At 40.0% G+C, this 1,517-nt stretch carries 3 protein-coding genes; all 3 read right to left on the bottom strand.

Features of this window, described 5'->3' with window-relative positions; translation table 11 throughout:
- A partial coding sequence (locus AYY16_RS21725) for a DUF3304 domain-containing protein (protein WP_412778965.1) occupies positions 1-248 on the bottom strand: 248 nt, incomplete at its 3' end.
- Positions 249-470: 222 nt separating this feature from the next.
- Positions 471-995, bottom strand: coding sequence for a DUF3304 domain-containing protein (locus AYY16_RS13050; RefSeq protein ID WP_067367348.1), 525 nt, complete (start codon positions 993-995; stop codon positions 471-473).
- A 119-nt stretch (positions 996-1,114) separates the two neighbouring features.
- On the bottom strand, positions 1,115-1,517 hold a 403-nt coding region (locus AYY16_RS13045; RefSeq protein ID WP_156665009.1), incomplete at its 5' end, for a DUF3304 domain-containing protein.

Here is a 1,517-nt window from a genome sequence, read left to right as displayed (position 1 = left end):
GATATACTTAATTTATCTATCTCTGCACTCCAGAGATCATACGCCTCCACCTCATCATAATCTGGTCTTCGTGATAATTTACTTTTATCCAGGCTTTCCCATTTTACTCTGGCAACCAGATGTGGTGACCATTTTTCCGGTAACAATACACAGCATGAGGATCCCCCCATACTACCTCCTCCCCCATTAATCGAAAATGTGGTAATACTTAATTGAGTATGATTAAACCCGGTGACAGATGCTGCCATAGGCTCTGTTTTTTTTCTTTCCAAACCCGGATGCTCCGGAGCAACCGGAAATAAACAGCGCCAGCCCGAAACATAATGTCGTTATCAATTTTTTATTGTTCATAATATCATTACCGCCATTTATTATTAATTAAATCATTACACTACTTTATTACATTAATAATGTAATAAAGTAGTGTGGATTTTCATACCCTATATTACCTGACAGAAAAATACGCTGAATTATTTTGGACATACCGCAGGCTCCTTCATTTTAAAGGGTTCATTAATCGGGTAATTCGGTGAACCATAGCTGGCACAGGATGTGGTCACTTTTACCTGATGACAAGGTAAGAAATGGACATCTAAACTACAGACTTTTTCTTCATATTCAGGGATTGGTACAGTAATTTCATGAGATGTGCTGTATTGCCTCAGTTCGGCCTTCCAGCGCTTATATGCCTCAACCTGACTGAATTTTGGTCGGGGTGATAATTTGCTGGTATCCAGGCTTTCCCATTTCACTTTGGCAACCAGATGTGGTGACCATTTTTCCGGTAACAATACACAGCATGAGGATCCCCCCATACTACCTCCGCCTCCATTAATCGAAAACCGGGCTATTTCATATTGGGTATGATTAAACCCGGTGACAGATGCTGCCAGAGGCTCTGTTTTTTTCTTTCCAAATCCGGATGCCCCGGAGCAACCGGAAATAAACAGCGCCAACCCGAAACATAATGTCGTTATCAATTTTTTATTGTTCATAATATCATTACCGCCATTTGTTATTAATTAAATCATTACACTACTTTATTACATTAATAATGTAATAAAGTAGTGCGGATTTTTATACCCTATATTACCGGACAGAAAAATGCGCTGAGTTATTTTGGACATACAGCAGGCTCCTTCATATTAAAGGGCTCTTTTACCGGGTATTCCGGCGAGCCATAACCGTAACAGGATGTTGTTACTTTCACCTGATCGCAGGGTAAAAAATGCACCTTTACACTACAGGCATCTTCAGTGGAATATTCCGGGATTGGCACAGTAATTTCATGGGATATACTTAATTTATCTATCTCTGCACTCCAGAGATCATACGCCTCCACCTCATCATAATCTGGTCTTCGTGATAATTTACTTTTATCCAGGCTTTCCCATTTTACTCTGGCAACCAGATGTGGTGACCATTTTTCCGGTAACAATACACAGCATGAGGATCCCCCCATACTACCTCCTCCCCCATTAATCGAAAATGTGGTAATACTTAATTGAGTATGATTA

The sequence above is a fragment of the Morganella psychrotolerans genome (genome assembly GCF_001676155.1).
GTDB classification, from domain to species: Bacteria; Pseudomonadota; Gammaproteobacteria; order Enterobacterales; family Enterobacteriaceae; genus Morganella; species Morganella psychrotolerans.
This window is presented reverse-complemented; position numbering and strand designations above follow the sequence as displayed.